21 protein-coding genes and 1 pseudogene are annotated in these 24,314 nt (G+C 63.1%); 9 read left to right on the top strand and 13 right to left on the bottom strand.

The features are described from left to right. The 3 genes from V8683_RS17940 to V8683_RS17930 form a co-directional block, all read right to left on the bottom strand. Positions 1–527, bottom strand: a 527-nt coding sequence (locus V8683_RS17940; RefSeq protein ID WP_462880663.1) for a GMC family oxidoreductase, incomplete at its 3' end; no start/stop codon positions are given. Between the two features lie 42 nt (positions 528–569). Beyond that, the gene (locus tag V8683_RS17935; RefSeq protein ID WP_411190602.1) at positions 570–713 is read right to left on the bottom strand and encodes a hypothetical protein; all 144 of its coding nucleotides are present in this window, start codon (positions 711–713) and stop codon (positions 570–572) included. Between the two features lie 92 nt (positions 714–805). Then, entirely contained in the window at positions 806–1,249 is a 444-nt protein-coding gene (locus V8683_RS17930) for a nuclear transport factor 2 family protein (RefSeq protein ID WP_411190156.1), read from the bottom strand. 139 nt (positions 1,250–1,388) lie between these two features. Between V8683_RS17930 and V8683_RS17925 the strand changes: the two genes are divergently transcribed. From V8683_RS17925 to V8683_RS17915, 3 genes and pseudogenes are all read left to right on the top strand, one after another. After that, positions 1,389–2,432 carry a DODA-type extradiol aromatic ring-opening family dioxygenase gene (locus V8683_RS17925; protein ID WP_411190158.1) on the top strand — a complete coding sequence of 348 codons (1,044 nt, stop codon included), beginning with the start codon at positions 1,389–1,391 and terminating at the stop codon, positions 2,430–2,432. A 57-nt stretch (positions 2,433–2,489) separates the two neighbouring features. Then, a pseudogene (locus V8683_RS17920) lies at positions 2,490–2,720 on the top strand (carboxymuconolactone decarboxylase family protein); the annotation flags it as partial. 215 nt (positions 2,721–2,935) lie between these two features. Beyond that, positions 2,936–3,760 (top strand): helix-turn-helix transcriptional regulator, encoded by an 825-nt coding sequence (locus V8683_RS17915; RefSeq protein ID WP_411190160.1) that lies wholly within the window; start codon positions 2,936–2,938, stop codon positions 3,758–3,760. Positions 3,761–3,856: 96 nt separating this feature from the next. Here V8683_RS17915 and V8683_RS17910 read toward each other — a convergent pair whose 3' ends face one another. The 4 genes from V8683_RS17910 to V8683_RS17895 form a co-directional block, all read right to left on the bottom strand. Then, positions 3,857–4,186 (bottom strand): 2Fe-2S iron-sulfur cluster-binding protein, encoded by a 330-nt coding sequence (locus tag V8683_RS17910; RefSeq protein ID WP_411190162.1) that lies wholly within the window; start codon positions 4,184–4,186, stop codon positions 3,857–3,859. Continuing rightward, positions 4,183–5,271: a Rieske 2Fe-2S domain-containing protein gene (locus V8683_RS17905; RefSeq protein ID WP_411190164.1), complete on the bottom strand. Its 1,089-nt coding sequence runs from the start codon at positions 5,269–5,271 to the stop codon at positions 4,183–4,185. The genes V8683_RS17910 and V8683_RS17905 overlap by 4 nt, the downstream gene beginning before the upstream one ends. A 100-nt stretch (positions 5,272–5,371) precedes the next feature. After that, on the bottom strand, positions 5,372–6,763 hold the full coding sequence (locus V8683_RS17900; RefSeq protein ID WP_411190165.1) for an NAD(P)/FAD-dependent oxidoreductase: 1,392 nt from the start codon (positions 6,761–6,763) through the stop codon (positions 5,372–5,374). Next, positions 6,750–7,685 (bottom strand): fumarylacetoacetate hydrolase family protein, encoded by a 936-nt coding sequence (locus V8683_RS17895; RefSeq protein ID WP_411190167.1) that lies wholly within the window; start codon positions 7,683–7,685, stop codon positions 6,750–6,752. Before V8683_RS17895 ends, V8683_RS17900 begins: the two co-directional genes overlap by 14 nt. A 460-nt stretch (positions 7,686–8,145) precedes the next feature. Between V8683_RS17895 and mnmH the strand changes: the two genes are divergently transcribed. Continuing rightward, entirely contained in the window at positions 8,146–9,195 is a 1,050-nt protein-coding gene (mnmH, locus tag V8683_RS17890) for a tRNA 2-selenouridine(34) synthase MnmH (protein WP_411190169.1), read from the top strand. 66 nt (positions 9,196–9,261) lie between these two features. Here the strand turns inward: mnmH and V8683_RS17885 are convergent, their stop codons facing one another. The 3 genes from V8683_RS17885 to V8683_RS17875 all read right to left on the bottom strand — a co-directional run bounded on the left by V8683_RS17885 (position 9,262) and on the right by V8683_RS17875 (position 12,006). Then, positions 9,262–9,567 carry a DUF4148 domain-containing protein gene (locus V8683_RS17885; protein ID WP_411190171.1) on the bottom strand — a complete coding sequence of 102 codons (306 nt, stop codon included), beginning with the start codon at positions 9,565–9,567 and terminating at the stop codon, positions 9,262–9,264. A gap of 217 nt (positions 9,568–9,784) precedes the next feature. Then, a complete protein-coding gene (locus V8683_RS17880) occupies positions 9,785–10,711 on the bottom strand; it encodes a glycosyltransferase family 2 protein (protein WP_411190173.1) in 927 nt (308 codons plus the stop codon). Positions 10,712–10,722: 11 nt separating this feature from the next. Further along, positions 10,723–12,006 (bottom strand): O-antigen ligase family protein, encoded by a 1,284-nt coding sequence (locus tag V8683_RS17875; protein ID WP_411190175.1) that lies wholly within the window; start codon positions 12,004–12,006, stop codon positions 10,723–10,725. Between the two features lie 282 nt (positions 12,007–12,288). Between V8683_RS17875 and V8683_RS17870 the strand changes: the two genes are divergently transcribed. Beyond that, entirely contained in the window at positions 12,289–13,380 is a 1,092-nt protein-coding gene (locus V8683_RS17870) for a glycosyltransferase family 9 protein (RefSeq protein WP_411190177.1), read from the top strand. On the opposite strand, the gene msbA is transcribed toward V8683_RS17870, so the two are convergent. Further along, entirely contained in the window at positions 13,362–15,146 is a 1,785-nt protein-coding gene (gene msbA / locus V8683_RS17865; protein WP_411190179.1) for a lipid A export permease/ATP-binding protein MsbA, read from the bottom strand. The two genes, V8683_RS17870 and msbA, sit on opposite strands and share 19 nt — an antisense overlap. Between msbA and V8683_RS17860 the strand changes: the two genes are divergently transcribed. Both V8683_RS17860 and V8683_RS17855 read left to right on the top strand, forming a co-directional pair. Continuing rightward, positions 15,103–16,260 (top strand): glycosyltransferase family 2 protein, encoded by a 1,158-nt coding sequence (locus V8683_RS17860; protein ID WP_411190181.1) that lies wholly within the window; start codon positions 15,103–15,105, stop codon positions 16,258–16,260. The two genes, msbA and V8683_RS17860, sit on opposite strands and share 44 nt — an antisense overlap. Further along, positions 16,257–17,090 (top strand): glycosyltransferase family 2 protein, encoded by an 834-nt coding sequence (locus tag V8683_RS17855; RefSeq protein WP_411190183.1) that lies wholly within the window; start codon positions 16,257–16,259, stop codon positions 17,088–17,090. Before V8683_RS17860 ends, V8683_RS17855 begins: the two co-directional genes overlap by 4 nt. 24 nt (positions 17,091–17,114) lie before the next feature. On the opposite strand, the gene dnaE is transcribed toward V8683_RS17855, so the two are convergent. Beyond that, entirely contained in the window at positions 17,115–20,663 is a 3,549-nt protein-coding gene (gene dnaE / locus V8683_RS17850; RefSeq protein ID WP_411190185.1) for a DNA polymerase III subunit alpha, read from the bottom strand. Between the two features lie 228 nt (positions 20,664–20,891). Here dnaE and V8683_RS17845 point away from each other — a divergent pair, with 228 nt between their 5' ends. Next, positions 20,892–21,776 (top strand): sulfurtransferase, encoded by an 885-nt coding sequence (locus tag V8683_RS17845; RefSeq protein ID WP_411190187.1) that lies wholly within the window; start codon positions 20,892–20,894, stop codon positions 21,774–21,776. A gap of 13 nt (positions 21,777–21,789) precedes the next feature. Further along, positions 21,790–22,722 (top strand): tRNA glutamyl-Q(34) synthetase GluQRS, encoded by a 933-nt coding sequence (gene gluQRS / locus V8683_RS17840; protein ID WP_411190189.1) that lies wholly within the window; start codon positions 21,790–21,792, stop codon positions 22,720–22,722. Positions 22,723–22,807: 85 nt separating this feature from the next. On the opposite strand, the gene V8683_RS17835 is transcribed toward gluQRS, so the two are convergent. Beyond that, complete coding sequence (locus V8683_RS17835) at positions 22,808–24,283, bottom strand: DEAD/DEAH box helicase (protein WP_411190191.1); 1,476 nt, start codon at positions 24,281–24,283, stop codon at positions 22,808–22,810. Positions 24,284–24,314: the final 31 nt, after the last annotated feature.

Raw genomic sequence — 24,314 nt, 5'->3', positions numbered from 1 at the left:
AACCGTTTCACGGGAAAGTAAACAGCCCTTCCGGGCTCTTTTTGAACTGGCCTTTTAACAAAAGCCAGGCTCAACGGGTGCCGAAACCGCGTATCGCTGACCTTGAGCGTTCCCGCGGTGCCGTGGTAAGGCTCCGAAAGCCGCATATGCGACTCTGCCCGCTTGAAAACTGGCAGGACGTCCTGCCATGCCCAACCAGTACAGCCCCCCGAAGACCAGTCGTCGTAGTCACTGGCGGTCCCGCGAATATAGACCATGGCATTAACCGAACTCCCGCCACCCAGAGTATGGCCTTGCGGAACAAACATCCTCCGGTTGCCAGCCGCGGGTTGGGGTTCGCTTTTGTAATTGATCATCCGCTCTGTTCCGTGAACGCGGATAAAAGTCGCGGGTATATGAATGTATATGCTGTTGTCCTTTGGACCACTCTCAATCAACAGAACGGTTTTTCCTGCTTTTACGAGGCGATTCGCAACCACGCATCCGGATGACCCACCGCCCACGACGATATAGTCATAAGTCTCCATACTACGTCTCTCCGTTTTTTAATCTTTCGGCAGTCGCCGCTTTCAATAGCGCATCAGGCGGTACGGCACTTCAAATCGTGGAATACTTCGGTTGGCAGCCTGCATCGCGGCTACCCAATTCTCGTTGATGCGATCGAGCGGCAACGTGTGCGTGATCAGATCGTCGATGTTGATCTTGTCTTCCATGTACCGGTCGACGATCTTCGGTACACGAAGTGGGTCATGCCGAACTTCTTCGTGAATTCGACGCGCTTCGGATTGGTACCCATGCCAATGAGCTAGATCAATGGCGCGGCGTCGGGGTTGCGAAACGTCCCAACGATCCTCCGCTCCGCGATTCGCCACTGGCCATCGTTCCCGCGTTTGTAAAGATCGAAGAAGTCAGCCACCATAAAAATGGGAACATGCTGAAGAGGTAGCGGTGCGTTGGCTGCGAACGATAGCCACACGCTGGTGGTTTGCGCCATATCCTCCGTGAGGGAAACGATGCGCAGTCCGCTCCACATATGACGTGAAGAGCGGGGCCCTAATGCCCGACGCTTCTCAAAGAACGTCCGGATTTCGCCCCGTCCCCGCAGTACCCGTTCACCACTCTGATAAAACGCATCCTCCTCGAATAGATGATCGAGATTTTCGAACGAAGCGTTGTCGAGACTCCAACTGAATTCGGCGTTGATGGTATCGATTGCGAGGCGAACTTCGAGGGTCGTTTGTGGTGACATGGGTTCTGTGCAGTCAGAGATGCGTGATCCCCTAATGCTGCACGTGGCCGGCTCCATTGTCTGTCCCATGAAAAATGGACAATGCGTCGCACATACCGATCATCGTGTCCATATCGAGGGGGACAGACGCTCTCTTGCAATGAACGAGATCATCGTCAGACTCGTTCCGGACTTCGTCCGTCCAATCGATATGGAGACTCAACCCGTGGTGACCTCAAGCACACCAGGCATGCTCGTATGCGTTTCACACTCGCCAATCATCATGATCCGGGCCAAAGCACCGGAGAAAGAAAACGAGATCCTCACGCTTTACAAACGTACGACCGAGCAGATCGCTCGTTTCGATCCGGAGCTTGTGCTGATCTTCGGCTCCGATCATTTCGCAGGCTTTCATTTCTCGTTGATGCCGCCCTATTGTGTCGGGCTGTCGGCCAACGCCGTAAGCGACGTGGGAGGGTTCGGTGGCGCGCTCAATGTGCCCCGCCCTCTCGCCCTGGACCTCGTCAAGCATCTGAGCGCGGACGGTTTTGATACCGCGGTTTCGCACGACATGACGGTAGATCATGCGTTTTCCCAGCCCCTGCACAGGTTGCTTGGCGCACTCGACAGGTATCCCGTCATCCCCGTCTTCCTGAACGCCATCGCAAGCCCGGTACTCCCCTTCGCGCGCGCAGAGAAACTGGGGACAGCAATTGGTAACTTCCTGCGAAAAACCGGCAAACGAACGCTCGTGATCGGGTCCGGCGGGCTATCTCACCATCCTGCGCGTTACTATCCGCTGCCAGGCACTGCGTCCCGGGAAGTCGAGGCCTATCAACTACGAGGCGCAACGGGCCATTCAATGACCGATGAGCAATGGTTTAGCCGGTTGCACGACATGCACGTGGAAGGCGCAGCGATGCTTGTCGACGGCCGGCGAACCGAGCGTGATATCCGTCTCAATGCCGGGTTCGATGCACAGTTCATGGAAATGATGCGAACCGGCGATCTGGCCGGATCGAGGCACTGGAACCCCGACGAACTCATCGAGAGCGCGGGTATCGGGGCAATGGAACTCAACGCGTGGGTCGCAGGAATGGGGGCCTATCAGGAACTGGATTCCAGGCCGGTCCGCGAAGCGCTGTACGTGCCAACGCTCGAATATGGCATCGGGTACGGAATGGTGGTTGCGGGTGGCTTGTGACGACGACACGTTTGTCGCGGTACCAACGCACCACTAGATCCCAATCATGACAGGCCGCTTGCCCCCTTCGATCCAGCCCGCACATCCTCCGAGCAAAAGGCCGTCCTTGACGAGATTCCGTCCGGTCCTCATGGAAATCTGGATGGCCCCTTTCCCGGCTGGATTCATGGTCCCGAGCTCGCTCAGCATGCTCAGCGAGCGGGAATACAGGCGGAGCATGCCGACGCCATTCGCGATGGTCGGCGCCCGGCATTCGCCAATTCCGACGAAACTCTGGTCCATGATTTCAAGGACAAGGCAGTCATAACCTGCCATTTCCTGAATAGAGCGGCCCCTGCAGGCCGTCACGGCGACTCGCCGGTCAATCAGGCAGTCTCCCGGCGACTGCCTCATAGTGGAAAGTGCCAATTCTCGCCGGTACTGGCACGCTTTAGAGTCAAAAATAAAACTTCAAAGACAGAGTATTTTCGGCCGATACAGGACCGCGCTACGAAAGGGCAGAAATGCGTCTATGGAACATCCCCGACCAAACCAGCCGCCGAGTCGATGACCGGTCGCTGCTTCCGCTCATCGATGCCATTGGCGTGGAGAGCGCGTCAGCGTTGTCGAGTGCCGTTCTGAACAGTCTCAAAGACCAGATCAAAGCGGGTCATTGCTCGATTTTCCATTATCAGGCTATCGGCAAGGTCCGCCTTGTGTCGGGTGCGGACCGCTTTTCCCAATCGATAGCGATAGAGAACGCCAGGCCGTACATCGCGGGCGGAATCTTCCGGCTGGACACCAATCAGGACATCTTGGGCGACAAGGCCAACAACCGTCCGGCGGCATCCTTCATCCATCACCAGACGGTCTCGGACCTGCGGGCACCCGCGCACCGTGAACTGTACTTCAACGCCGACCTGCTCGAACGCGTTTCGCTACTCCATTGCCTGCGCGACGGTAGCTGGGCAGCCATCAACCTCTATCGTCAACGCGGAGAGGGAGGGATTTCCGAACAAGAGTTCCGAGCGCTGGAAAACCTCGCGATACCGATTGCTCACTGCGTAGCCCGGCACATCGAGTTGAAAGGGGAACAACCGTCTGCGACTTCGATCGCACCGCTTCCCGAGTCCTCGCTCCTTCTGGAAATCCAGAATCGATTTCCCGATATTCCGCGCCGGGAGCGGGAAGTCATGTGTGCGCTACTGCGAGGGCTCACCGCCGATGGCATTGCCTGCCACTTGAATCTAGGCGTTGCCACCGTCGTGACCTATAAACAGCGCCTGTTCCGACGCCTGGGGATCAATACGCGGGCTCAGCTTTTTGCCCTCTTTTCCAGGTGTGCCTGACGATCCAGTTGGCTGGCGAGCTCAGGCACTCCCTCCCCGCTCCGGCCCCATTCGCCAGTAAAAACGAAGGGGCAACCCAGGCGGACTGCCCAGTGTTCAAAGCTGCACGGATGCGACGCTGACTACCATCCCATCCAGGTCAGGAGTCACGCGAACCTGACAACCCAGCCGGCTCTGCGGTGTGGCCGGCATGGCCGTGCATGTCAACAATTCCTGCTCCATGCTGGCGGGCGCCGGCAGTCGGTCGCTCCATTCCGGCGCGACAATGACATGGCAAGTCGCACAGGCACAGCACCCTCCGCATTCCGCGATGATTCCTGGCACGCCGTTCTGGACCGCCGCCTCCATCAACGTCCAGCCCGCCGGCACCTGCAATGCATGCTCTGCCCCGGCCGGGTCGACGAATATGATCGTGGGACTGGTCATGCGACCTCCCGATCCGCAAGCTGTTTCAGGACACGGCGGGCAGCAACCCCTGCCTGATCGCTCTTCAGATTGATCTCCGCTTCGCCCGCATCGGGTTCAATCGCATGCATGCGACGGATCTGCTCGAGTGCGAAAACGTCTTCATGAAAGGCATGGAGTGCGGATTTCTCCATATATTGAGTCACTTCCGCGTCGTCGAGTGCAAAGTCCCGCGCGAACGTAAACCAGTAGTGAGTGGTATTCTGGGTTTCCGGCGTAAGAAAGTGCGAGATATACACCGTGAACGCGTCACGTCCGACCGTTTCGGAGCGGTTGCGCAAAACGGCGGATGCATGGTGCAGCGCAGGCGTCAGAAAATCGGAAATCGTATGGCGCGACATCTTGCCCGGAATCCCGGTTTTAACATACATCGGAGGAACATCGCACTCCTCAACATATCGGGTAATCCGCACCTGACGCTCTGAAACCTCCACTTCGAATGGCGAACCCGCAAACTCGGGCGTACCCAGTGTCGTGGGATGAAGGTAAGTGAAGTGAGTCAGATCGAGCAGGTTCTCGTGCAGCCCGACATAGTTGGCTTTCAGTTCAACATAGGCCTGCGCATACGCCCAGTCAGGACTCGAAAGCCAGCGGGTATCCGGAATCAGGTTTTCATCCGCCTCTTCCTGGGCACCGGTCCAGATCCACACGAACGGGCCCCTTTCCACCACCGGATAGTGACGGATGCAGGCATTGGCCGACACGACATTCTGTGACGGGATATCAACGCATTCGCCCGCAGCATTGAAAGCCATTCCATGGTATCCGCATCGGACCGTGTCGCCCTCGAGCACACCATTCGAGAGGGGAAAAGACCGATGCGGGCAACGGTTCTGCAAGGCGACCGGCTGACCATTCTCGCGTCGATAAAAAACCACGCTCTTTCCGAGCAGGGTCCGTTCCTTCAGGGTGCGGTTAAATTCGCTGGCACAACCGGCAACGTACCAGCAGTTATGGATCAGTGGCGTATGCTCATTGGCCAGTTGCGTGCGCACGCGCGTAACACCAGCCGTAACGCGCGGAGAAGCTTGAATTGCTGTGGTCATGGATCTGCCTCTTTTGAGGAATATTGATTCTTCAATTACCGGCTGCTCGTCAACCCAGAGCGGTTAAGTCGTCCGGCATGCGATAGAAAATGAATCGGATCTAGCGTCGCCCACCCTCTGCCGCGTAAACACCATCGGCTCCCAGCCGGCTCGTCGCGCCCGCAAGCGCGAGACCGAGTGGAACAGACGGGTCCGCAAGCTTCAAGGGATCAACTACGCCCTCCGGCCCGACCTCATCCAGATAGCGCCGCAGGGCCATAAAGTCCGCCGGACGGTTCAGTGCGGCGCCCGAGACAAGTTTTCCTCTATCGAGGTAAAACTCCACGAAGGCAGGCGCAGATGAAGCGCCTCTCGCGCCGAAATCCCGTAGTACCGTTTCGTCATAATGTGCGGCGAGTCCGGCAATCTGAACTTTCGAGTCGAACTGTTCGGACCAGAACCACGGTACAGCTAGAGGTAAGAGCGGCTGTCCAGCGAGAAACGCCGCAATCGCCCGCGCCTGGGCGACTGCATTCGAAACCGATTCGAGCCGAACACGGCGACCGAGATGCGGTACCTCAACGCAGGTACAGTCCCCTGCCGCGAAGATCCGCGGGTCGGAAGTGCGGCCAACCCGGTCCACAACCACCGCACCGTGCTCGATTTCGAGCCCGGCTGTGCGGGCCAATCCAGCTTTCGGGTCGACACCGACACCGAGTACCACGACGTCTGCGGAAATGTTTTTCCCGTCCGCAAGTTGCACGCCTGCGACCGAATTGCCACCTGCATCGGATACAAAGCCCGTCACCTTCACGTCAGTGCGTATCGTCACGCCCCTCTCTCGATGCAAATCGGAAAGCACTTTGGCGACGTAGGGTGATGCAACGCGATCCAGCACGCGCGAGCCTGACTGGAGTACGGTGACGTTCATCCCTGCCCGGCGCGACGATGCGGCGACCTCCAGTCCGATGTAACCACCGCCTATCACGACCATGGTCCTGCCGGCGTGCAGATGGGACGCAAGTAGCCGGGCATCGTCAAGTGAGCGGAGCGTCAGGATGCCGTCGAGCGTGCTACCAGGAAGATCGAGACGACGAGCAACCGCACCGGTCGCGAGCACAAGGTAGTCGTATGGGAGCGCGCTGCTATCATCCAGCGTCACCAATGCTCGATGTCGATCAACATCCGTCGCCTTCACGCCGCGCAACACTGTCACACCGGCGTCGCGATAGAACGCTGCGTCTTTGAATAACAACCGCTCGCACTCGAAACCCGGTTCGAAAAATGTCTTCGACAGCGGCGGTCGCTGATAGGGCAGATGCTTTTCACCGGCAACCAGCGTAACGTGAAAATGCGTCAACACCGGCCGAAGCGACGTAACAAGCTGGGCGGCAGCTTGTCCACCACCGACGATCACGAGCCTCTGACGGCCAGAAGAATCGCTTTGTTGCATGATGCATTTCATCAGTTCGTTGTTTTCGTATCCGGATCGATCGTACTCAACGTCGTTCAACTGGATTGCTCAACGTACCGATGCTGTCGATCGTCACTTCAATGGGTCCGCCAAGCCGAGTGAGGTCAACGTTTTGCACCGCCCGACCACCCACGTCCGATTTTTTGAGAGCGGTGCCGAGCGCAATCAAATCGCCGGCCTCCAGACGCATGTATTGCGACAGAAAAGCGATCACGTCGGCGGCCTTATACGTAAGATTCGCCGTACTGTCCTCGGTCACCACACGTCCCTGGTGAATGCAGCGTACGGTCAGGGCATGCGGGTCAGGAATTTCGTCCCGCGTCACAATCCACGGCCCGATGGGACCAAACGTATCGGCGCCTTTGTAGCGCCCCGGGTAACTGACCCAGCTATCGACGTATTCGATCTGCGTCGGATCGCCTTGTCGCGGATGAATGGCCCGATAATGAAAGGTGTCCTCGCCGCGCAGCTTCGGTGCAGTCAGATCATTGATGATCGTGTAACCGAACACGTGTGAAAGAGCGTCATCCCGGGGAATATCGCTGCCGTCCCGCCCAATCACTACCACCAGTTCGGGCTCCGGGTGCACGCGGCCGAAATCCTCGCGAAGCCGTATCGGCTGACCATGCCCAATCAGCGAGGATGCGGGTTTGATGAACGTCGCCGGATGGGACGGTCCGCTTAAAATCCGATCCTTGTTCGCACTGTTGTTCAGCGCAACGCAGACTACCTTACCGGGACGAGGAACCGGGGGCAACCAATGCAGTTCGTCCACTGCCATCACGACGGCGCCATTGGCCTCATGGGTTAGCACCGCTCGCTCGTCCGGCCACCTGGCGATGATATCGAGCATATCGAACTGACGAGTATCTTGAAGCGCCCCTAGCACGGCTGCATGCGTGTCATCCACGGCAATGGCGACGCACTTCTTCCCTTGATATAGAACGGTTCCGAGTTTCACGGATTCATCTCCCTTGTTACGATTTCCTGAGCGTGAATGCTGAGGTCATCATAGGGAGCGTGTCGACTGGAGTATGTCCCTCTCGTTGGGGACATGGCACAGGCCACCCGAGGCCGATCTTGCGGAGAGGAATAACCCGCAATTCTTGGGGCCTCCAATCTATGGAGAACGGTCGAAACCATTTTTCCCTGGCAACAGGCAGCCACCGGAGGTTTGGGTAGAGCATCCAGGATATGCTGTCGGCAACCGGATCCGAAATATGTAGCCAGATGTGTAGCTGCCACCCGTTTCCGGGAGAGAAACTGCCGTGTAATCCTTACCAGACAAGGACCGGCACTCATAACAGAGAGCAGTACGACATCGTTCTGATGTAGAACTCATGTCGTCGGTCGTTTAGACCCGCGCCCGTCGCGCGTACGCCCCCGCCGCGCTGCCCTAACACCCCACGGAGTCCCGCAGTTTGAATCACCAGCGCGTCACCATCGAGCAAATCGACGAGTTCGACGAAATCATCGACGTGAGAACGCCGCTCGAATACGCCGAGGATCACGTCCCCGGCGCCATCAACGCACCCGTGATGAGCAACGAAGAGCGCGTAATCGTCGGCACGCTCTACAAAGCGTCGCCATTCGACGCCACGCGCGTGGGCGCGGCCATCGCCGCGCGCAACATCGCGCGTCACCTCGACACGATCTTCGCCGACCGACTGCGCAACTGGCGGCCGCTCATCTACTGCTGGCGCGGCGGCAAGCGTTCGGGCTCGATGACGGCCATGTTCAACATGATCGGCTGGCGCGCCCGTCAGCTCGAAGGCGGCTACAAGGCCTACCGCCATACCGTCATCGAAGCGCTCGGCACGCTGCCGGGCAGGTTCCGCTACATCGTGCTCGCGGGGCCCACGGGCAGCGGCAAGACGCGCCTGCTACAGGCGCTCGGCGCGGCCGGCGCGCAAACGCTCGATCTGGAAGGGCTCGCGGCACATCGCGGCTCGCTGCTCGGCGCCCTGCCCGAGCGGGCGCAACCCTCGCAAAAGGCGTTCGATACGGCGCTCGTGCAAACGCTGCGCACGTTCGACTCCACGCGGCCCGTGTTCGTGGAGGCGGAAAGCCGGCGCATCGGCACGATCACGCTGCCGGACGCGTTCATCGCCGGCATCCATGCGGCACCGTGTGTCGTGGTGGACGTGACGCGCGAGGAACGATGCGTACTCCTTCTGAACGAGTACGGCCATTTGCTGGACGAACCCGGCTATTTCCGCGAGCAGTTGCTCAAGCTCGTGCCGCTCCACGGACGCGAAAGGATCGAGTCATGGTGCGGGTTGCTCGACGCGGGACAGCGCGAGACGCTCACCGAAACGCTCGTCGTCGAGCACTACGACCCCGCCTATACGCGCAGCAGCCGGCGTAACTTCGAGAAGCTGGAAAAGGCGCCGCGCTTTGCATTCCACCCGCTGCGCGACGACATCGTCGCGCAGGCGAAAGCGCTGCTCGAAGAACTGGGCAACGCGTAGGCACATCGGGCCGGCGCGAAGCGCATGGCGGGGAAACGACGGATCGGCTTGTGGCTCAACAGCGCGTTACCGTCCCGTAGCCGCGGCTGCACTGCCGCCAGCCTGAGAAGTGCCGCCGGCAACGCCACCGTAACCGCTGTTGCCGTTCAGCGCCGCCACGCGCGCTTCGGCCGCCTGGATGTTCTCGGGATAGTGGACGTTGTCGCCGTGGCCAACACGGTAACCCACCTGTGCGAGTTGCACGATTTCGGCATGGAGCTGCTCGCGCGTGACGGACGAATCAGCGGGCGAATTCGACTGCGCGAACGAAACGGCGGGAACCACGAGGGCGGCGGCAACGGCAACGGCAACGGCTTGAATCAGGGACTTCACGGTATTACCTCCATTCGACTGGTGCGGCCGCGATGCGACGGGTATGTGCATGCGATCGATGTACGCAGTCTAGGAGGATCGACTCCAAGGGTTAACCCCTATCCGCCTAAAATACCGTTCCAATTCCCCGAAGAATCGCCGCGCTTCACTGGCGACAGGCTGCCGCCAGCCTGGCAGCCGGTGTGCGGACCCATCGTTGCCAGCACAACCGTCACCATCAGCGGCGAGGCTCGCCGCGCTCCGTCAACGAGGCGGTGTGCTGCAATTGCGCAGGCAGGTTCGGCTCCCAAGCTTCGAGGTCCTCGGTGGGATAAAGGCCGAACGCATAGAGAACCCGCTTGAGACGGCTGACGAAGCCGGGGCGCGGCACGTTCGGGAGTGCCGCCGCGGCGGAACTCGCCGTGCGGCTCAGATAGTTGCGCTTGAAATCGCGCTGCGAGACACCCCACTTCATCAGGAATTCGCGCCCGCCGCGGTTGCGGCGAATGCGACCCGTCGTGCGGGTTCCGAAATGGTAGATGCGGCTCGCGCCGACCGAGCGGAATACCCGGCAACCGACCAGCCAAAGCTTCATCAGGAAGTCGTCGTCGCTGCTCATGCCGGGCCCGAACTCGATGCTGTACCCGCCCACGCGCAGCCACAACTCGCGGCTCACCAAGGTGGGCTGGAGCGCGATGCCGTCGCGGTCGGCCGTGTTCATCTTCGCCGCGAAGTCCAGCAGCCCCGCTTCGTTGAAATCGTCCGGACCGGCGCCGAAGTTGGCGACAGTCACGAGGCTGTTACCGGTATCGGTGGGCTCGATGATCTGCGATGCCAGATAAGCCGGCACCTGACCCAGCCCGCGCAGCGTTTCGACGAAGGCCGTGTCCCAGCCCGGCGTGCAGAACATGTCGTCGTTCATGAACAGGATCCACTCGCTCGTGGCGAGGCGCGCGACCTCGTTGACCGCAAGGCACACGCCGACGTTCCCGAGGCTCCTGGTGTGGCGAATGCCCTGCTCGCGGACCCAATCGAGGGTGCCGTCACTGCCGTCGTTGACGTGCACCAGGATTTCGTGCTCGAACGCGGAATGCCGCCGGATGCTGTCGACGCACAGCTTCAGATACGGCAGGTTGTTCCAGGTCGGGATCAGGATGCTGAACATGGCGTTTTGAATTATGTAGGGTCCGACAGGATATCCATGCGATCGACTATCGCCGCCAGAACGGCCAGCATGCCCGCATAGAAGGACACCGTGCTTTTCAGGTCGAAGGTCTCCACCGTCAGGCCGAAAACAAAGAACATGACGACGAACGAGAGTCCCATCAGCGCCGTGCGGCGCGCCGTGGCCGACGCCGACTTGAGCCGGCTCGCGAAAAAGACGGCGGGCACGATGTAGATGGCGAGCAGCGCGATACCGCCCACCGCGCCGTAATTGACCAGATAGGCCAGCAGTTGGTTGTGCGTTTCGCCCTCGCCGAACTGGGCCGCGAGAGGCGTCAGCGCGCCCTGCCGGGCGAGCGAGTTCATGGCGTCGCGAAAGCCGTCGCCGCCGAGGCCCAGCACCGGATGCTGGCGGATCAGCTCGCACGCCGCATCGTACAGCTGAAGGCGCACGCCGACCGACGTGTCACGGTTGCCGTGCGTGTACTGCGTCAGGTCGGACGATATCATGTCGATGCGGTCGCGCACCGTTCCCGAGCTACCGTAGACGAGTGCCAGCAGCGCGGCAATGGCAACCGGCATCAGCACTTTCCAGTGAACCGACTTGCCGCGGCCGCGCTCCCACAGGATCAGCACGGCCACGATGGGAATCGCGAGCCAACCGCCGCGTGCGCCGGAAACCAGCGAGGCCGCAAGGCCCGCAAAAAGCCCGGCGATCTTGAGCACGCGCACGAACGCCTTGTCCTTGCGCCACCAGTTCAGCGCCACCGCCGACAGCACGCCGAGCGCGAGCGAGAGATCCCCGAAATGAATCGGATTGAGGAACGCGCTGCCGACCCGCCCGTCGCCCCAGTCGCGCGGCATGACGAGCGTAATGGCCAGCGCCGCCAGGGCGCCGAGCGTGAAAGAGAGATCCGCCCACGAGAGCACCGGTTGCGGCGCGCGGCGCAGCACTAGAAAAACCAGAATGGTCAGCAAAAAGCGGGATGGCGAATCCCAGGTCCGGATTAGCGGATGCCCGTGCGACAGCGTGCTAAGCGCCACGGCCGCAAGCGGCACGATCAGCGCGATGCAGGTCGCCAGCCCGAGGCCTTCGGGACGTGCGTAACCATAAGGCGTGCCGGCGGGCCGCAGGAACAGCGCCGCCATAGAAAGGACCGCCACGCCGATCGTCATGGCGCTCGCACCGCCATGCACCAGCATGGCCAAAGCCGGATAAGTCAGCAGGAGAAACGCAGTCAGCCAGTCGCCGGGCACCGTGCTGCGTTGGGAGTCATTCGTAACAGGTGTCGGCATTGCGCACTGCGATTATCGGTAATAGTGATGCCTCACGCCGCAAACTGTATGCGTGGGAAGCCGGATGAGGAACCCGTTATTGTACCCATAGTGCACCCGCACCTTCATCTTCGCCCAGTTCGCAACGCCTGCCGGCGCGCACCCAAAGCGCCCCGTGCCCGTGCCGCAGCCGCCACCATGTTAGACTACACGGCTTCCTGTGGATAACAACAAGGCCCCGTGTTGCAGCCGTCCCGTCCGAACACTTCATGGTTTTCGCCGGCCCGCTGGCTGGACGACGCCGTGGCCCGTTCCACCGTCATTCCCTATGCGGGCGTGCCACACGAACCGGACGTGTTTCTCAGCCGCAACAGCCGGTTCAAGATTGCGAAAAAATACCTGCACAAGCAACTGCTGCTGAAGGCGCATCGCCAATTGCAGCTCGAGCGCCCGCATCTCGACCGCTCGCAGCGCGTGCTATGGATTTACGCCAAGCGCAACTTCGGCGACGCAACCATGGACCTGGCCGGCCGCGCGCTGCTCAAGGACAGCGGGATTCGTCTGGATCTTCTCGCGCTGCCGTCGCACGTGCCGCTCTTCAGGGAAGACGACCTGTTCGGGCACGTCTATGGCGACCCGCTCGAAGTCGATGCGAGCCGCTACGACGCCGTCCTGCTATCCGAGTACAATCTGCCGTCGATCCGCCTGAAGACGCAGTACTTCGGCAAGCTGCCCTACGCCTGCCTGTACCAGCACTTCAACGGTCCCGATCGCAATCAGACCCGCTTCAGCTATGCGAGCGTCAACGACGTGTTCTCGCTCGGCCACAGCGTGGAGACGCTGGCCGCGATCAGCAAACCCTACCTCGCATGCAGCGACGCGACGCGCGAATCGGTCCGCAGCCTGCTGCCCGCGCAGCCCTTCATCGCGCTCGCCGCAGGCGGTGTGGACCCTGACCGTACTTATCACCGCTGGCCGGAATTCGTCGCTTTGCTGAGCCGCTGCGACGACGCGCGCGCACCGAAAACCATCGTCGTGCTCGGCTCGGACAACGGCACGGAAATCGCGCAGCAACTCTGCGCCGCCGCCCCCGGCAACCTGCGGATCCAGACGCTCACCGGCAAGTTGGCGTTCCTGCAGGCGCGCGAGGTCGTTGCGCACGCAGCCCTTTTTATCGGCGCCGACGGCGGCCTGATGCATGTCGCCCACAGCACGGCCACGCCCAGCGTTTCGCTGTTCTCGCATCGCGAGCCGCCTTATCTCCGTCTGACCGACGCGTGTCACTCCGTCGGTCTGCAGGGCGGCGGCAACGTCGACACGATCGCGCCCTCCCAGATCATGGACGCGACGCTCCGGCAACTGGCCGCTCACGGCCCTCAGGCCGCGCTCTGCTGATACTGGATCTTGTGCAGGTGCGCGTATAGCCCGTCGTGCTCGAGCAACTCCTGGTGCGTGCCGGATTCGACGATATGCCCGCTATCCATCACGAGGATGCGGTCCGCGCGTTCGATCGTCGAGAGGCGGTGCGCGATCACGAGCGTCGTGCGCCCGCGCATGAGCGTCTCCAGCGCCGCCTGCACGTGGCGCTCCGACTCCGAATCGAGAGCCGACGTCGCCTCGTCGAGGATCAGGATCGGCGCGTCCTTGTAGATCGCGCGGGCGATTGCGAGGCGCTGGCGCTGGCCGCCCGAGAATTTCATGCCGTTGTCGCCGATCAGCGTATCCATGCCGTCGGGTAGCGCCGAAACCGTCTCCCAGAGGTTCGCGGCCTGCAGCGCGCGCTTCACGCGCTCGCGGTCCGCCGTTTCGCCATAGGCTACGTTGCTGGCGACCGTATCGTTGAACAGCACCACGTCCTGGCTCACCATCGCGATCTGCCGGCGCAGCGCATGGATGTCGTACTCGGGGAGCGGCACGCCGTCGACCAACACGCTGCCGCCGGTCGGATCGAAAAAGCGCGGCAGCAGATTCACGAGCGTCGTCTTGCCGCTGCCCGAGGGGCCGGCCAGCGCCACCATCTCGCCGGGCCTGACGCGAAACGATACGTGGTCGAGCGTCGCGCGATGGCTTGAACCGTAGGCGAACGAAACGTCGCGGAACTCCACCTCGCCGCGCGCCCGTTCGAGCGGCAGGCCGCCGCCGGGCGGCTCCGGCGGCTCGTCGATCAGCCCGAAGATCAGTTCCGCCGCGGTCATCCCGCGCTGCAGCGGCTGGTTCACGTCGATCAGGTGCTTGAGCGGCGAGATCACGAGCAGCATCGACGTGACGAACGCGACAAAGCCGCCCACCGTCGTCTGGTCGTTCGCCGCCTGCACGACCGCAATGCTGACGACGAGCGCGAGCGCGATCGACGCGAGGAACTGGGTGAGCGGCTGCGCGAGCCCGCCCGAGACCGTCATGCGCATCTGGTACCCGCGCAGGCGCTTGCTCAACGCGCCGAAGCGGTCTTTTTCGTACTGCTCGCCGTTGTGAACCTTGACGACCTTGTACCCGCCCACCGTCTCCTCGACGATGTACGACAGCTCGTTCGTGAACGTCTGATGCTCGCGGTTCAGGCGTCGCAGACGCCGGTTGATCTTGCTCACGAGCCAGCCGATGCCGGGCAGCAGCACCGCGACGATCAGCGTGAGCCGCCAGTTCAGATAGAACAGGTAGCCGAGCAGGAACACCACCGTGAGCGAATCGCGCACGATCGTGACCAGCACGCCGAGCAGCACACCAAGAATCTGGTTGACCTCGAACACGATCGCGTTGATCACCGTGCTCGCCGTTTCGCGCTGAAAGAAGCCGACGCTGGCATGGATCATCCGCTCGAACATCCTGAGCCGCAGCGAGAGCAGCACGCGGTTCGAGACGTACTGCAGCAGATAGCCGGACGCATATTGCGCGAGGCCGCGCACGAGCGAGAGGCCGACGATCGCCGCGGGCACGATCCATTTCGCCCTGGAAGCGCCGTGCGTGCCGAAGCCGTCGTCGAGCAGCGGCTTCAGCAGGGCCGGAATGCCGGCCTCCGTGGCCGCCACGACGGCCATCGCCAGGATACCCGCGAGAAGCACCCAGGCGAGGGGCTTCACGTACGGCCATAGCCGGCGGCCGATCAGTAGCGGCGACGACTTCGTGCCGGAACCGATCGGCTTGCTCAAGGTTGACTTCTCGCTCAAAATGCCCTCGAAAAATGCGGATGAAGCTGTCCGCCGGCACGCGCACGCTGGGCGGACAAACAGGTACGCCATTGTAAACGCTCGGCCGGACCGGCGATGCATCGGTTCTGCCCGGCGCGCTGCGCGTGCCGGCGACGTTTTTGGATATACTCCCTTGCTCGGCTTCGGCGCGAAGCAAGCGGAACGAAAGGCGCGCCGCCAGATCCTCCCCCCTTCACCCCGCCCGGGCCGATCCGTAGCCGGTTTCCGGCGATATCCGCCCCCTTCTTCGAGCCGCCGCGACCCAGCACCGATGAGTGACAGCGTCAAATTCAGCGCCAAAATCGATGCGATCAGCGTCATCGTCATCGTTAAAAACGAAGCCCATGATATTCGGGACTGCCTTGCGTCGGTTCACGGCTGGGTCGACGAAATCGTCGTGCTCGACTCGGGCAGCACCGACGGCACCCAGGCAATCTGCCGCGAGTTCGGCGCCACCGTCGTCGAAACCGACTGGCCCGGCTTCGGACTGCAAAAGCAGCGCGCCCTCGAAGCGGCCCGCGGCCCCTGGATCCTGTCGCTCGACGCCGACGAACGCATTCCCCCCGCACTGCGCGACGAAATTCTCGCGAGCGTGAAAGCAAGCGCCGCCGACCTGTTCCGGCTGCCGCGCCGGTCCAACTACTGCGGCCAGTGGATACGCCACTCGGGCTGGTCGCCCGATTACGTCACGCGGCTCTTTCGCCGCGACGCGGCCCGTTTCTCGAACGATCTCGTCCACGAACGCGTGATCGCCGCGCCCGACACACGCCTCGGCACGCTCTCCGAGCCGCTGATGCACTACAGCTTCCGCGACTTTTCCGAAGTGCTCGGCAAGATCGACAGCTATTCGAGCTACGGCGCCACGCAGCGGGCCGCGCGCGGTCAACCTGGCAAACGCAGTGGCGGCGTCGGCCGCGCACTGCTGCACGGATTCTGGACCTTCGTGCGCACGTGGATCATCCAGCGCGGCTTCCTCGACGGCAAGATGGGGCTCGTGCTGGCGATTTCAAACGCCGAAGGCACGTACTACCGTTACCTCAAGCTGATGCTGCTCGAAACCGAGCCGCCCCGCGAAGGCGCGGATAAACCATGAACGAGCGGCACGACATGCTGGTTTCCGTGATCGTCAGCACCTATAACCGTCCGGATGCGCTCGAACGAGTGCTGGCCGGTTGCGCCGCGCAGAACGATACGAACTACGAAATCATCGTTGCCGACGACGGCTCGGGCGATCCGACGCGCGAAACGGTCGCGCGCTGTGCCGAGGCGTCTGCCGTGCGCATCGAGCACGTATGGCACCCGGACGACGGCTTCCGGCTCGCCGAGATCCGCAACAAGGGGATTGCGCAAGCGCGCGGCGACTACCTGATCTTTCTGGACGGCGACTGCGTTCCGCAACACGACTTCGTCGCGCGGCACCGGCAGCTCGCGAGCGAGGGCGCCATCGTCACCGGCAGCCGGATTCTGCTCGACGAAACGCTTACGCGCGAGGTGATCGACCGCAAGATGGCTTTGCCCGACCAGGGACTCGGCTTCTGGGCGCGGCAGCGCATGGGCGGTCACGTCAACAAGATTGCGCCGCTCCTCGTCAAACTGCCGGACCGCAAATGGCGTGTCGTCGAGCAGTTCAAGTGGCGCGGCATCAAGGGCTGCAACCTGAGCGCATGGCGCAGCGATCTGGAACGCGTGAACGGCTTCGACACCAGCTTCGTCGGCTGGGGGCACGAAGACGCCGATCTCGTGATCCGGCTCGCCAACTGCGGCGTGCACCGCAAGCTCGGCGCCTATGCCACCGAAATCTTCCACCTGTGGCACCGCGAGCAACCGCGCACGCAGGCCAGCCCCAACTACGAACGGGTCAAGGCACGTATTGCCGACGGCTCAGTGCGCGCTGAGCGGGGCCTTGCCGAACTGGCGCAATAAACGCCCCGTGGGCACCCCGTTGCCTCAGTAAACGATCTCGATCGAGCTGTCGGCGAACTCGCCTCGCAGCGCTGCGAGCAGGTCATCGCTAGGCTTGACGCGCCAGGCGTCGCCGAGGCGCACCTCGCCCTCGGCGCGCTCGTTGCGGTAGACGATCTGGACGGCGAGCCCGTTGGGAATCGCGGCTTGCGTGCGTTCGCCGCGATCACGCCCGAAGCCGCCGCGTCCGCGCGCCTCGACCACCGGTGCCGGCAGCGTGTCGTCGGGCTTCGCGCGATGCGCTTCCAGCACGGCGCGCAACGTGTGCGCGTCGGCGTTGCCGTTCATCTGCAGCTTCACGGCCTGCGCATAGCGGCTGCGCGCGCGCTCCAGATCCATGACCGTATCCACCGTAAAGCGGATGCCGCCCGTGAACGCGTCGTTGCGCGCCCCGCCCTGCACGACGAGCAGTTCGTCTTCCTTGAAGAGCGCCTTGTGCGCCTCGTACTGCTCGTTGAACACCGTCACTTCGCACTGGCCGGAGCCGTCGTCGAGCAGCGCGATCAGCATCTTGCCGCGCTGGGTCATCTGCGTGCGCAGCGAGGCGATCACGCCCGCGATGAGCTTGTCGCGCCCTTCCTTCAGGTCGCCGATCTTCTGGCGTACGAAGCGGCGGACTTCGTCCTTGTACGCATCGAAGAGGTGGCCCGAGAGATAGAAACCAAGCGCGCCCTTCTCCTCCTGGAGCTTGCGCTTTTCGGCCCATGCCGGTTCGTCGACGAGTTCGTGCGCGGCGAGCGGCGCGTCGCCCATGTCGAAGAGGCCGGCCTGCATGGCATTGGCGCTCGCCTGATCGGCGGCTTCCATCGCCATCGACACGGAAGCAAGCAACTGCGCGCGGTTCGCGTGCACCGTGTCGAACGCGCCCGCGCGGATCATCGCTTCGATCGTGCGGCGGTTCACCACGCGGCGATCGATGCGCTCGCAGAAGTCGAACAGGTCCTTGAAGAGGCCGCCTTCTTCGCGAGCGCGCAGAATTTCTTCGATGGCGCTCTGGCCGCTGCCCTTGATCGCGCCGAGGCCGTAGCGGATCGTGCGCGAGCGCGAGCCGTCCGCCTCGGCTACCGGCTCGAAGCGGTACGCCGACGCGTTGATGTCCGGCGGCAGCACGACCATCTTGTTCGTCAGGCAGTCCTCGAAGAGGATCTTCACCTTGTCGGTGTCGTCCATGGCGAGCGACATATTGGCCGCCATGAATTCGGCCGGATGGTGCGCCTTGAGCCATGCCGTGTGATAGGCGAGCAGCGCATACGCGGCCGCGTGCGACTTGTTGAAGCCGTAGCCCGCGAACTTCTCCATCAAGTCGAAGGTTTCGTCGGCCTTCTCGCGCGTGAGGCCGTTCTTCGCGGCGCCCTCGGCGAAAATCTCGCGGTGCTGGGCCATCTCCTCGGGCTTCTTCTTGCCCATCGCGCGGCGCAGCAAGTCCGCGCCGCCGAGCGAGTAGCCGCCGATGATCTGCGCCATCTGCATCACCTGCTCCTGATAGACCATGATGCCGTAGGTCTCTTTCAGGACGGGCTCGACGCGCGGATCGGGATATTCCACCACTTCGCGGCCGTGCTTACGCGCGCAGAAGCTCGGGATCAGGTCCATCGGGCCCGGACGGTACAAGGCCACGAGCGCGATGATGTCCTCGAAGCGGTCGGGCTGGGCGTCCTTCAGCATGCCCTGCATGCCGCGGCTTTCCAACTGGAACACGGCGACCGTATTCGCTTTCTTGAGGATCTGGAACGAGGCCGCGTCGTCGAGTGGCACCTGGGCGAGCGACCAGTCCTGCTTCGACGGGTCGAGCATGCGGATATAGCGCTCGGCCCAGTCGAGAATCGTGAGCGTGGTCAGGCCCAGAAAGTCGAACTTCACGAGGCCGACGGCTTCCACGTCGTCCTTGTCGTACTGGCTCACCACGCCGCTTTCGTCGCCCTGTGTGTAGAGCGGGCAGAAGTCGGTGAGCTTGCCCGGCGCGATCAGCACGCCGCCCGCGTGCATGCCCACGTTACGCGTGAGCCCTTCCACGCGCTGCGCGAGGTCGAGCAGTTGGTGCACTTCGTCTTCGTTGTCGTAGCGCTCCTGCAGAAGCGGCTCTTCCTTCATCGCGTCCGCGATGGTGACGTGCTTGCCCGGCTTGAACGGGATCAGCTTCGCCACGCCGTCGGTGAAGTTGTAGCCGAGGTCGAGCACGCGGCCGATGTCGCGCACGGCCGCCTTCGCGGCCATCGTGCCGAAGGTGGCGATCTGCGAGACCGCGTCGGCGCCGTACTTCTCCTTCACGTACTGAATGACGCGGTCGCGCCCGTGCTGGCAGAAGTCGATGTCGAAGTCGGGCATCGACACGCGCTCCGGATTCAGGAAGCGCTCGAACAGCAGGTTGTAGCGCAGCGGATCGAGGTCGGTAATGCCAAGCGCGTAGGCGACGAGCGAGCCCGCGCCCGAGCCCCGGCCCGGCCCCACCGGCACGCCGTTGTTCTTCGCCCAGTTGATGAAGTCCGCGACGATCAGGAAGTAGCCCGGGAAGCCCATCTTGATGATGGTCTTGCACTCGAAATCGAGGCGCTCGTAATAGCGCGCGCGTTCGCTCTCGCGCCCGGCTTCGTTCGGATAAAGCTGTACGAGGCGCTTTTCGAGGCCCTCTTTCGAAAGCTGCACGAGGTAGTCGTCGAGCGACATGCCGTCGGGCGTCGGGAACAGCGGCAGCTTCGGCTTGCCGAGTTCGAGCTTGAGATTGCAGCGCTTCGCGATCTCGACCGTGTTCGCGACCGCCGACGGAATGTCCGCAAAGAGCACGGCCATTTCTTCCTGGGTCTGGAAGCGCTGGTCGGTGGTGAAGCGCTTCTGGCGGCGCGGATTCGCGAGAATGTCGCCTTCGGAAATACACACGCGCGCTTCGTGCGCCGTGTACTCGTCACCTTCCATGAACTGCATGGGATGCGTGGCGACCACGGGCAGCTTCAGTTCCGCCGCAATTGCCACGGCCTGCTGGACATACTGCTCGCCGCCGGGCTGCCCGCAGCGTTGCAGTTCGACATAGAAGCCGTTCGGGAAAAGGTTCGCCCAGCGCTGCGCATGGCGCTTCGCGCTTTCGACGTTGCCCGCCGCGAGCGCGAGGCCGATGTCGCCCTGCTGCGCGCCCGAAAGCGCGAGCAGCCCTTCTCCCAGTCCCGCTTCCAGCCACGCGACGTCCACCTCGGCGCGGCCCCGGTACTGGTTCGTGAGCCACGCCTTCGAAAGCAGCTCGCACAGATTCAGATAACCGCGCTTGTCCTTCACGAGCAGCAGCAGACGCGATGGCTTGTCGCGGTCGTCCGGATTCATGACCCAGACGTCGCAGCCGGCGATGGGTTTGACCCCTTTGCCGCGCGCTTCCTGATAGAAACGGACGAGGCCGAACGCGTTGCCGAGGTCGGTGAGTGCGAGCGCCCCCTGGCCGTCTTTGGCCGCAGCCTTGACGAGGTCGTCAAGGCGCACGATGCCGTCGGCAATCGAGAATTCGGAGTGGACGCGAAGATGAACGAAGCGGGGATCTGACATGGACGTCATTGTAACGCCTGCCTCGCGCGAATTCCGGTGGCAAGACGGTCCAGTGAAACGGGCCAACGGACCTGGTGTTTCAACGCCGCACTCGCTGCCGCGTCAAACGCTCGCACCGCCGCCGGGCGCCCCGGGTTCCCGCTTGAGGGATAATAGCGGATTGCGCCCGCCGCCTTACGCAAGTCCAAAGCCGCCCCAACGCGGATTTCAGGCGGGCGGGTTTTACCGGTTCAAGCCATGCCCATTCTCAATCTCTCCGCCTACCAGTTCGCGACGCTCGACAAGACCGCCGAGTGGCGCCCGCAAGTCCTCGATCGCTGCAAGTCGCTCGATTTGCGGGGCACGATCCTGCTCGCGCCGGAAGGCATCAACCTGTTCGTCGCCGGCGAGGAAGCTGCCGTTCGCACGTTCATGGATTACATCAACCACGACCCGCTGTTCGAAGGCAAGTTCGCGACGCTCCGGTTCAAGGAAAGCTTCTCGGATACCCGCCCCTTCAATCGCATGCTCGTGCGCCTGAAGCGCGAGATCATCACGATGAAGAAGCCCGCGATCCGTCCCGAAGAGGGTCGCGCGCCGTCGGTCGCGCCCGCCACGCTCAAGACCTGGCTCGACCGCGGCCATGACGACGAAGGCCGCCCCGTCGTGATGCTCGATACGCGCAATGCCTTCGAGGTGGATGTCGGCACGTTCGAGCGTGCGCTCGACTACCGCATCAGCAAGTTCAGCGAATTCCCCGGCGTGATCGAGGCGAACCGCGCGGATCTGGAAGGCAAGACGGTGGTGTCGTTCTGCACGGGCGGCATTCGCTGCGAAAAGGCCGCGATCCATATGAAGGAAGTGGGGATCGAGAGCGTCTATCAACTCGAAGGCGGCATTCTCAAGTATTTCGAGGAAGTGGGCGGCGCGCACTACACGGGCGACTGCTTCGTATTCGACCAGCGCACCGCGCTCAACCCCGAGCTCGAACCGACCGACACGGTGCAGTGCTTTGCGTGCCGCGCCATCGTCACGCCGGCCGAGCAGGCTTCGTCGCTCTACGTCGCGGGCAAGAGCTGCCCGGCGTGCCATCCGGCGCGCAATGAGGGCGGCGCAACGGCACAAGCCGACGCGGCGGCGTGAAGCCCGGGTTGGCATGAGCGTGACGGCGGCAGGCAGCGGCTCCCATCGCACGTACCGCGGCCGCTTCGCGCCCTCGCCCACCGGCCCGCTGCACTTCGGCTCGCTCGTCTCGGCGCTCGCGAGCTGGCTCGACGCGCGCGCACATAGCGGCGCGTGGCTCGTGCGAATCGAGAACATCGACGAGCCACGCACGGTACCCGGCGCCGCCGAGGACATTCTCGCGACGCTCGAACGCTTCGGCTTTCACCCCGACGAGGCGCCCGCCTGGCAGAGCGCGCGCCTCGATCTTTACCGCGCGGCGCTGGACCGTCTGCTCGCGACAGGCCACGTTTATCCTTGCGGCTGCACGCGCAAGGAAATCGCCGATTCGCAACTTCACGTCCACCGGCGCAACACCACGCTGATCTACCCCGGCACCTGCCGCGACGGCCTGCACGGCAAGCGCGCGCGGGCCTGGCGCCTGCGCGTGCCGGACGATGCCGATACGGATGCCACGATCCGCTTCGACGACCGCTGGCAAGGCCCGCAATCGCAGGACCTGGCGACCGAGGTCGGCGACTTCGTGTTGCTGCGCGCCGACGGCCAGTGGGCCTATCAGTTGGCGGTGGTCGTGGACGACGCCGAGCAAGGCATCACGCACGTGGTGCGCGGCGCGGACCTGCTCGACTCCACGGCGCGGCAGATCTGGCTGCAGCAGTGCCTCGGCGTGCCAACGCCCGCCTGGCTGCACGTGCCGGTCGTGACCAACGCCGAGGGCGAAAAACTGTCAAAGCAGACTGGCGCGCAACCGCTCGACCCGTCGCGGCCGCTCGATGCGCTCGTTGCGGCCGCACGGCATCTGGAACTCGATTTGCACGATCCGGCGCCAGCGTCGCTCGAAGCGTTCCAGGCCGATGCGATCGCCGCGTGGCGGCGCAGGCTTGCGCAACGGTCCGCTGCGGCCTGAACGCGGCGATGCTGAAAGCGCCGCCCAGAAATGCAAAACGGCGTGCCCCAAAGCACGCCGTTTCCTTACCCCTCAACGCCTCGCGTCAGCTCGACGAAGACGACGAAGGCTTGTTGCGCCACGCCGACCCAAGGCCACCCAGCAGCGCCGCGAGCGGCTGTTTCGACTGCGGTTTCTGCGACGCGCCGGTGTTCGCAGCCGGCTGGTCTTCGGCGGCCTTGCGCGCGCTCGGCGACGGTTCATAGGGCTTCAGGAAGAACTCGTCGACCGGCTGCGCGCGGTGATGCGGCCGGTCGAACGACGCCGTGCGGCGATGGCCGGCACGCTCGCCGCGTCCTTCGTAGCCGTCCCGCTCGCGCCGGCCGCGGCTGCCGCTCTCGTGATGCGGCACGGGCGTGTCGACGGTGAGCCGCTCCACGGTGAGCGGACGCTTGATGAGTTTTTCGATGTCGGCAAGCTGCTTCTTCTCGCTCGGGCTGCACAGCGAGAGCGCGTCGCCCGAGGCGCCCGCGCGGCCCGTACGGCCAATACGGTGCACGTAGTCTTCCGCGTTGAACGGCAGGTCGAAGTTGATGACGGCCGGCAGTTCGGCGATGTCGAGGCCGCGCGCGGCCACGTCGGTCGCGACGAGCGCCTCGATCTCGCCGCGCTTGAAGGCGTCGAGCGCCTGCATGCGCTCGCTCTGCGAACGGTCGCCGTGAATCGCCGTCGCGACGATGCCCTGCTTCTCGATCAGGCGCGCGAGACGGCTCGCGCCGATCTTGCTGTTGCAGAACACGATCACCTGCTTCAGGCCGCGATCGCGGATCAGCTGGACGACGGCGCCAGTCTTGTCGCCCTCGGGCACCTCATACACGATCTGCGTGACGTTGGTGGCCGTCGAATTGCTGCGCGCGACCTCGATGGTCTGCGGCGAACGCAGATAGGTCGAGGCGAGCTTCTTGATTTCGGGCGAGAACGTGGCCGAAAACAGAAGCGTCTGACGCTCCTTCGGCAGCAGGTTGATGATGCGCTGCAGGTCCGGCAGGAAGCCCATGTCGAGCATGCGGTCGGCTTCGTCGAGCACGAGCATCTGCACCTGGCCGAGATTCGTGGTCTTCTGCTGGACGTGGTCGAGCAGACGGCCCGGCGTCGCGATCAGGATCTCGACGCCGCGGCGCAATTCGTCGGACTGCGGATTCATGTCCACGCCGCCGAACACCACGGCGCTGCGCAGCGGCGTGTGCACGGCGTACGAGCGCACGTTGGCGGCGACCTGGTCGGCCAGCTCCCGCGTGGGCGTGAGGATCAGCGCGCGCACCGGGTGGCGTGCGGGCGAGGCGCTCGTGCTGGCGCCGGGCAACAGGCGCTGGATGATCGGCAGCGAGAAGCTCGCGGTCTTGCCGGTGCCGGTCTGCGCGGCGCCCATCACGTCGCGGCCCGTGAGCACGACAGGAATCGCCTGCGCCTGGATCGGCGTAGGCGTCGTGTAGCCCTGGTCCTTGATGGCCTTGAGAATTTCAGGTGCAAGGCCGAACTGGTCGAAGGTCGCAGTGCTGGGCTTGACGTCGGTGTCGGACATGGTGGCTTCGCTATAAAGGCGCTTTGGCGCA

The sequence above is a fragment of the Paraburkholderia sp. AV2 genome, from assembly GCF_054968425.1.
This window is presented reverse-complemented; position numbering and strand designations above follow the sequence as displayed.

Excerpts from the sequence above, each read along its gene's own strand:
- V8683_RS17915 (WP_411190160.1), top strand. The coding sequence starts at position 2,936 with ATGCGTCTATGGAACATCCCCGACCAAACCAGCCGCCGAGTCGATGAC.
- V8683_RS17930 (WP_411190156.1), bottom strand. The coding sequence starts at position 1,249 with ATGTCACCACAAACGACCCTCGAAGTTCGCCTCGCAATCGATACCATC.
- V8683_RS17835 (WP_411190191.1), bottom strand. The coding sequence starts at position 24,283 with ATGTCCGACACCGACGTCAAGCCCAGCACTGCGACCTTCGACCAGTTC.
- V8683_RS17880 (WP_411190173.1), bottom strand. The coding sequence starts at position 10,711 with ATGTTCAGCATCCTGATCCCGACCTGGAACAACCTGCCGTATCTGAAG.
- dnaE (WP_411190185.1), bottom strand. The coding sequence starts at position 20,663 with ATGACGTCCATGTCAGATCCCCGCTTCGTTCATCTTCGCGTCCACTCC.
- V8683_RS17935 (WP_411190602.1), bottom strand. The coding sequence starts at position 713 with ATGGAAGACAAGATCAACATCGACGATCTGATCACGCACACGTTGCCG.
- V8683_RS17875 (WP_411190175.1), bottom strand. The coding sequence starts at position 12,006 with ATGCCGACACCTGTTACGAATGACTCCCAACGCAGCACGGTGCCCGGC.
- gluQRS (WP_411190189.1), top strand. The coding sequence starts at position 21,790 with ATGAGCGTGACGGCGGCAGGCAGCGGCTCCCATCGCACGTACCGCGGC.
- V8683_RS17905 (WP_411190164.1), bottom strand. The coding sequence starts at position 5,271 with ATGACCACAGCAATTCAAGCTTCTCCGCGCGTTACGGCTGGTGTTACG.
- V8683_RS17845 (WP_411190187.1), top strand. The coding sequence starts at position 20,892 with ATGCCCATTCTCAATCTCTCCGCCTACCAGTTCGCGACGCTCGACAAG.
- V8683_RS17855 (WP_411190183.1), top strand. The coding sequence starts at position 16,257 with ATGAACGAGCGGCACGACATGCTGGTTTCCGTGATCGTCAGCACCTAT.
- V8683_RS17910 (WP_411190162.1), bottom strand. The coding sequence starts at position 4,186 with ATGACCAGTCCCACGATCATATTCGTCGACCCGGCCGGGGCAGAGCAT.
- V8683_RS17925 (WP_411190158.1), top strand. The coding sequence starts at position 1,389 with ATGAACGAGATCATCGTCAGACTCGTTCCGGACTTCGTCCGTCCAATC.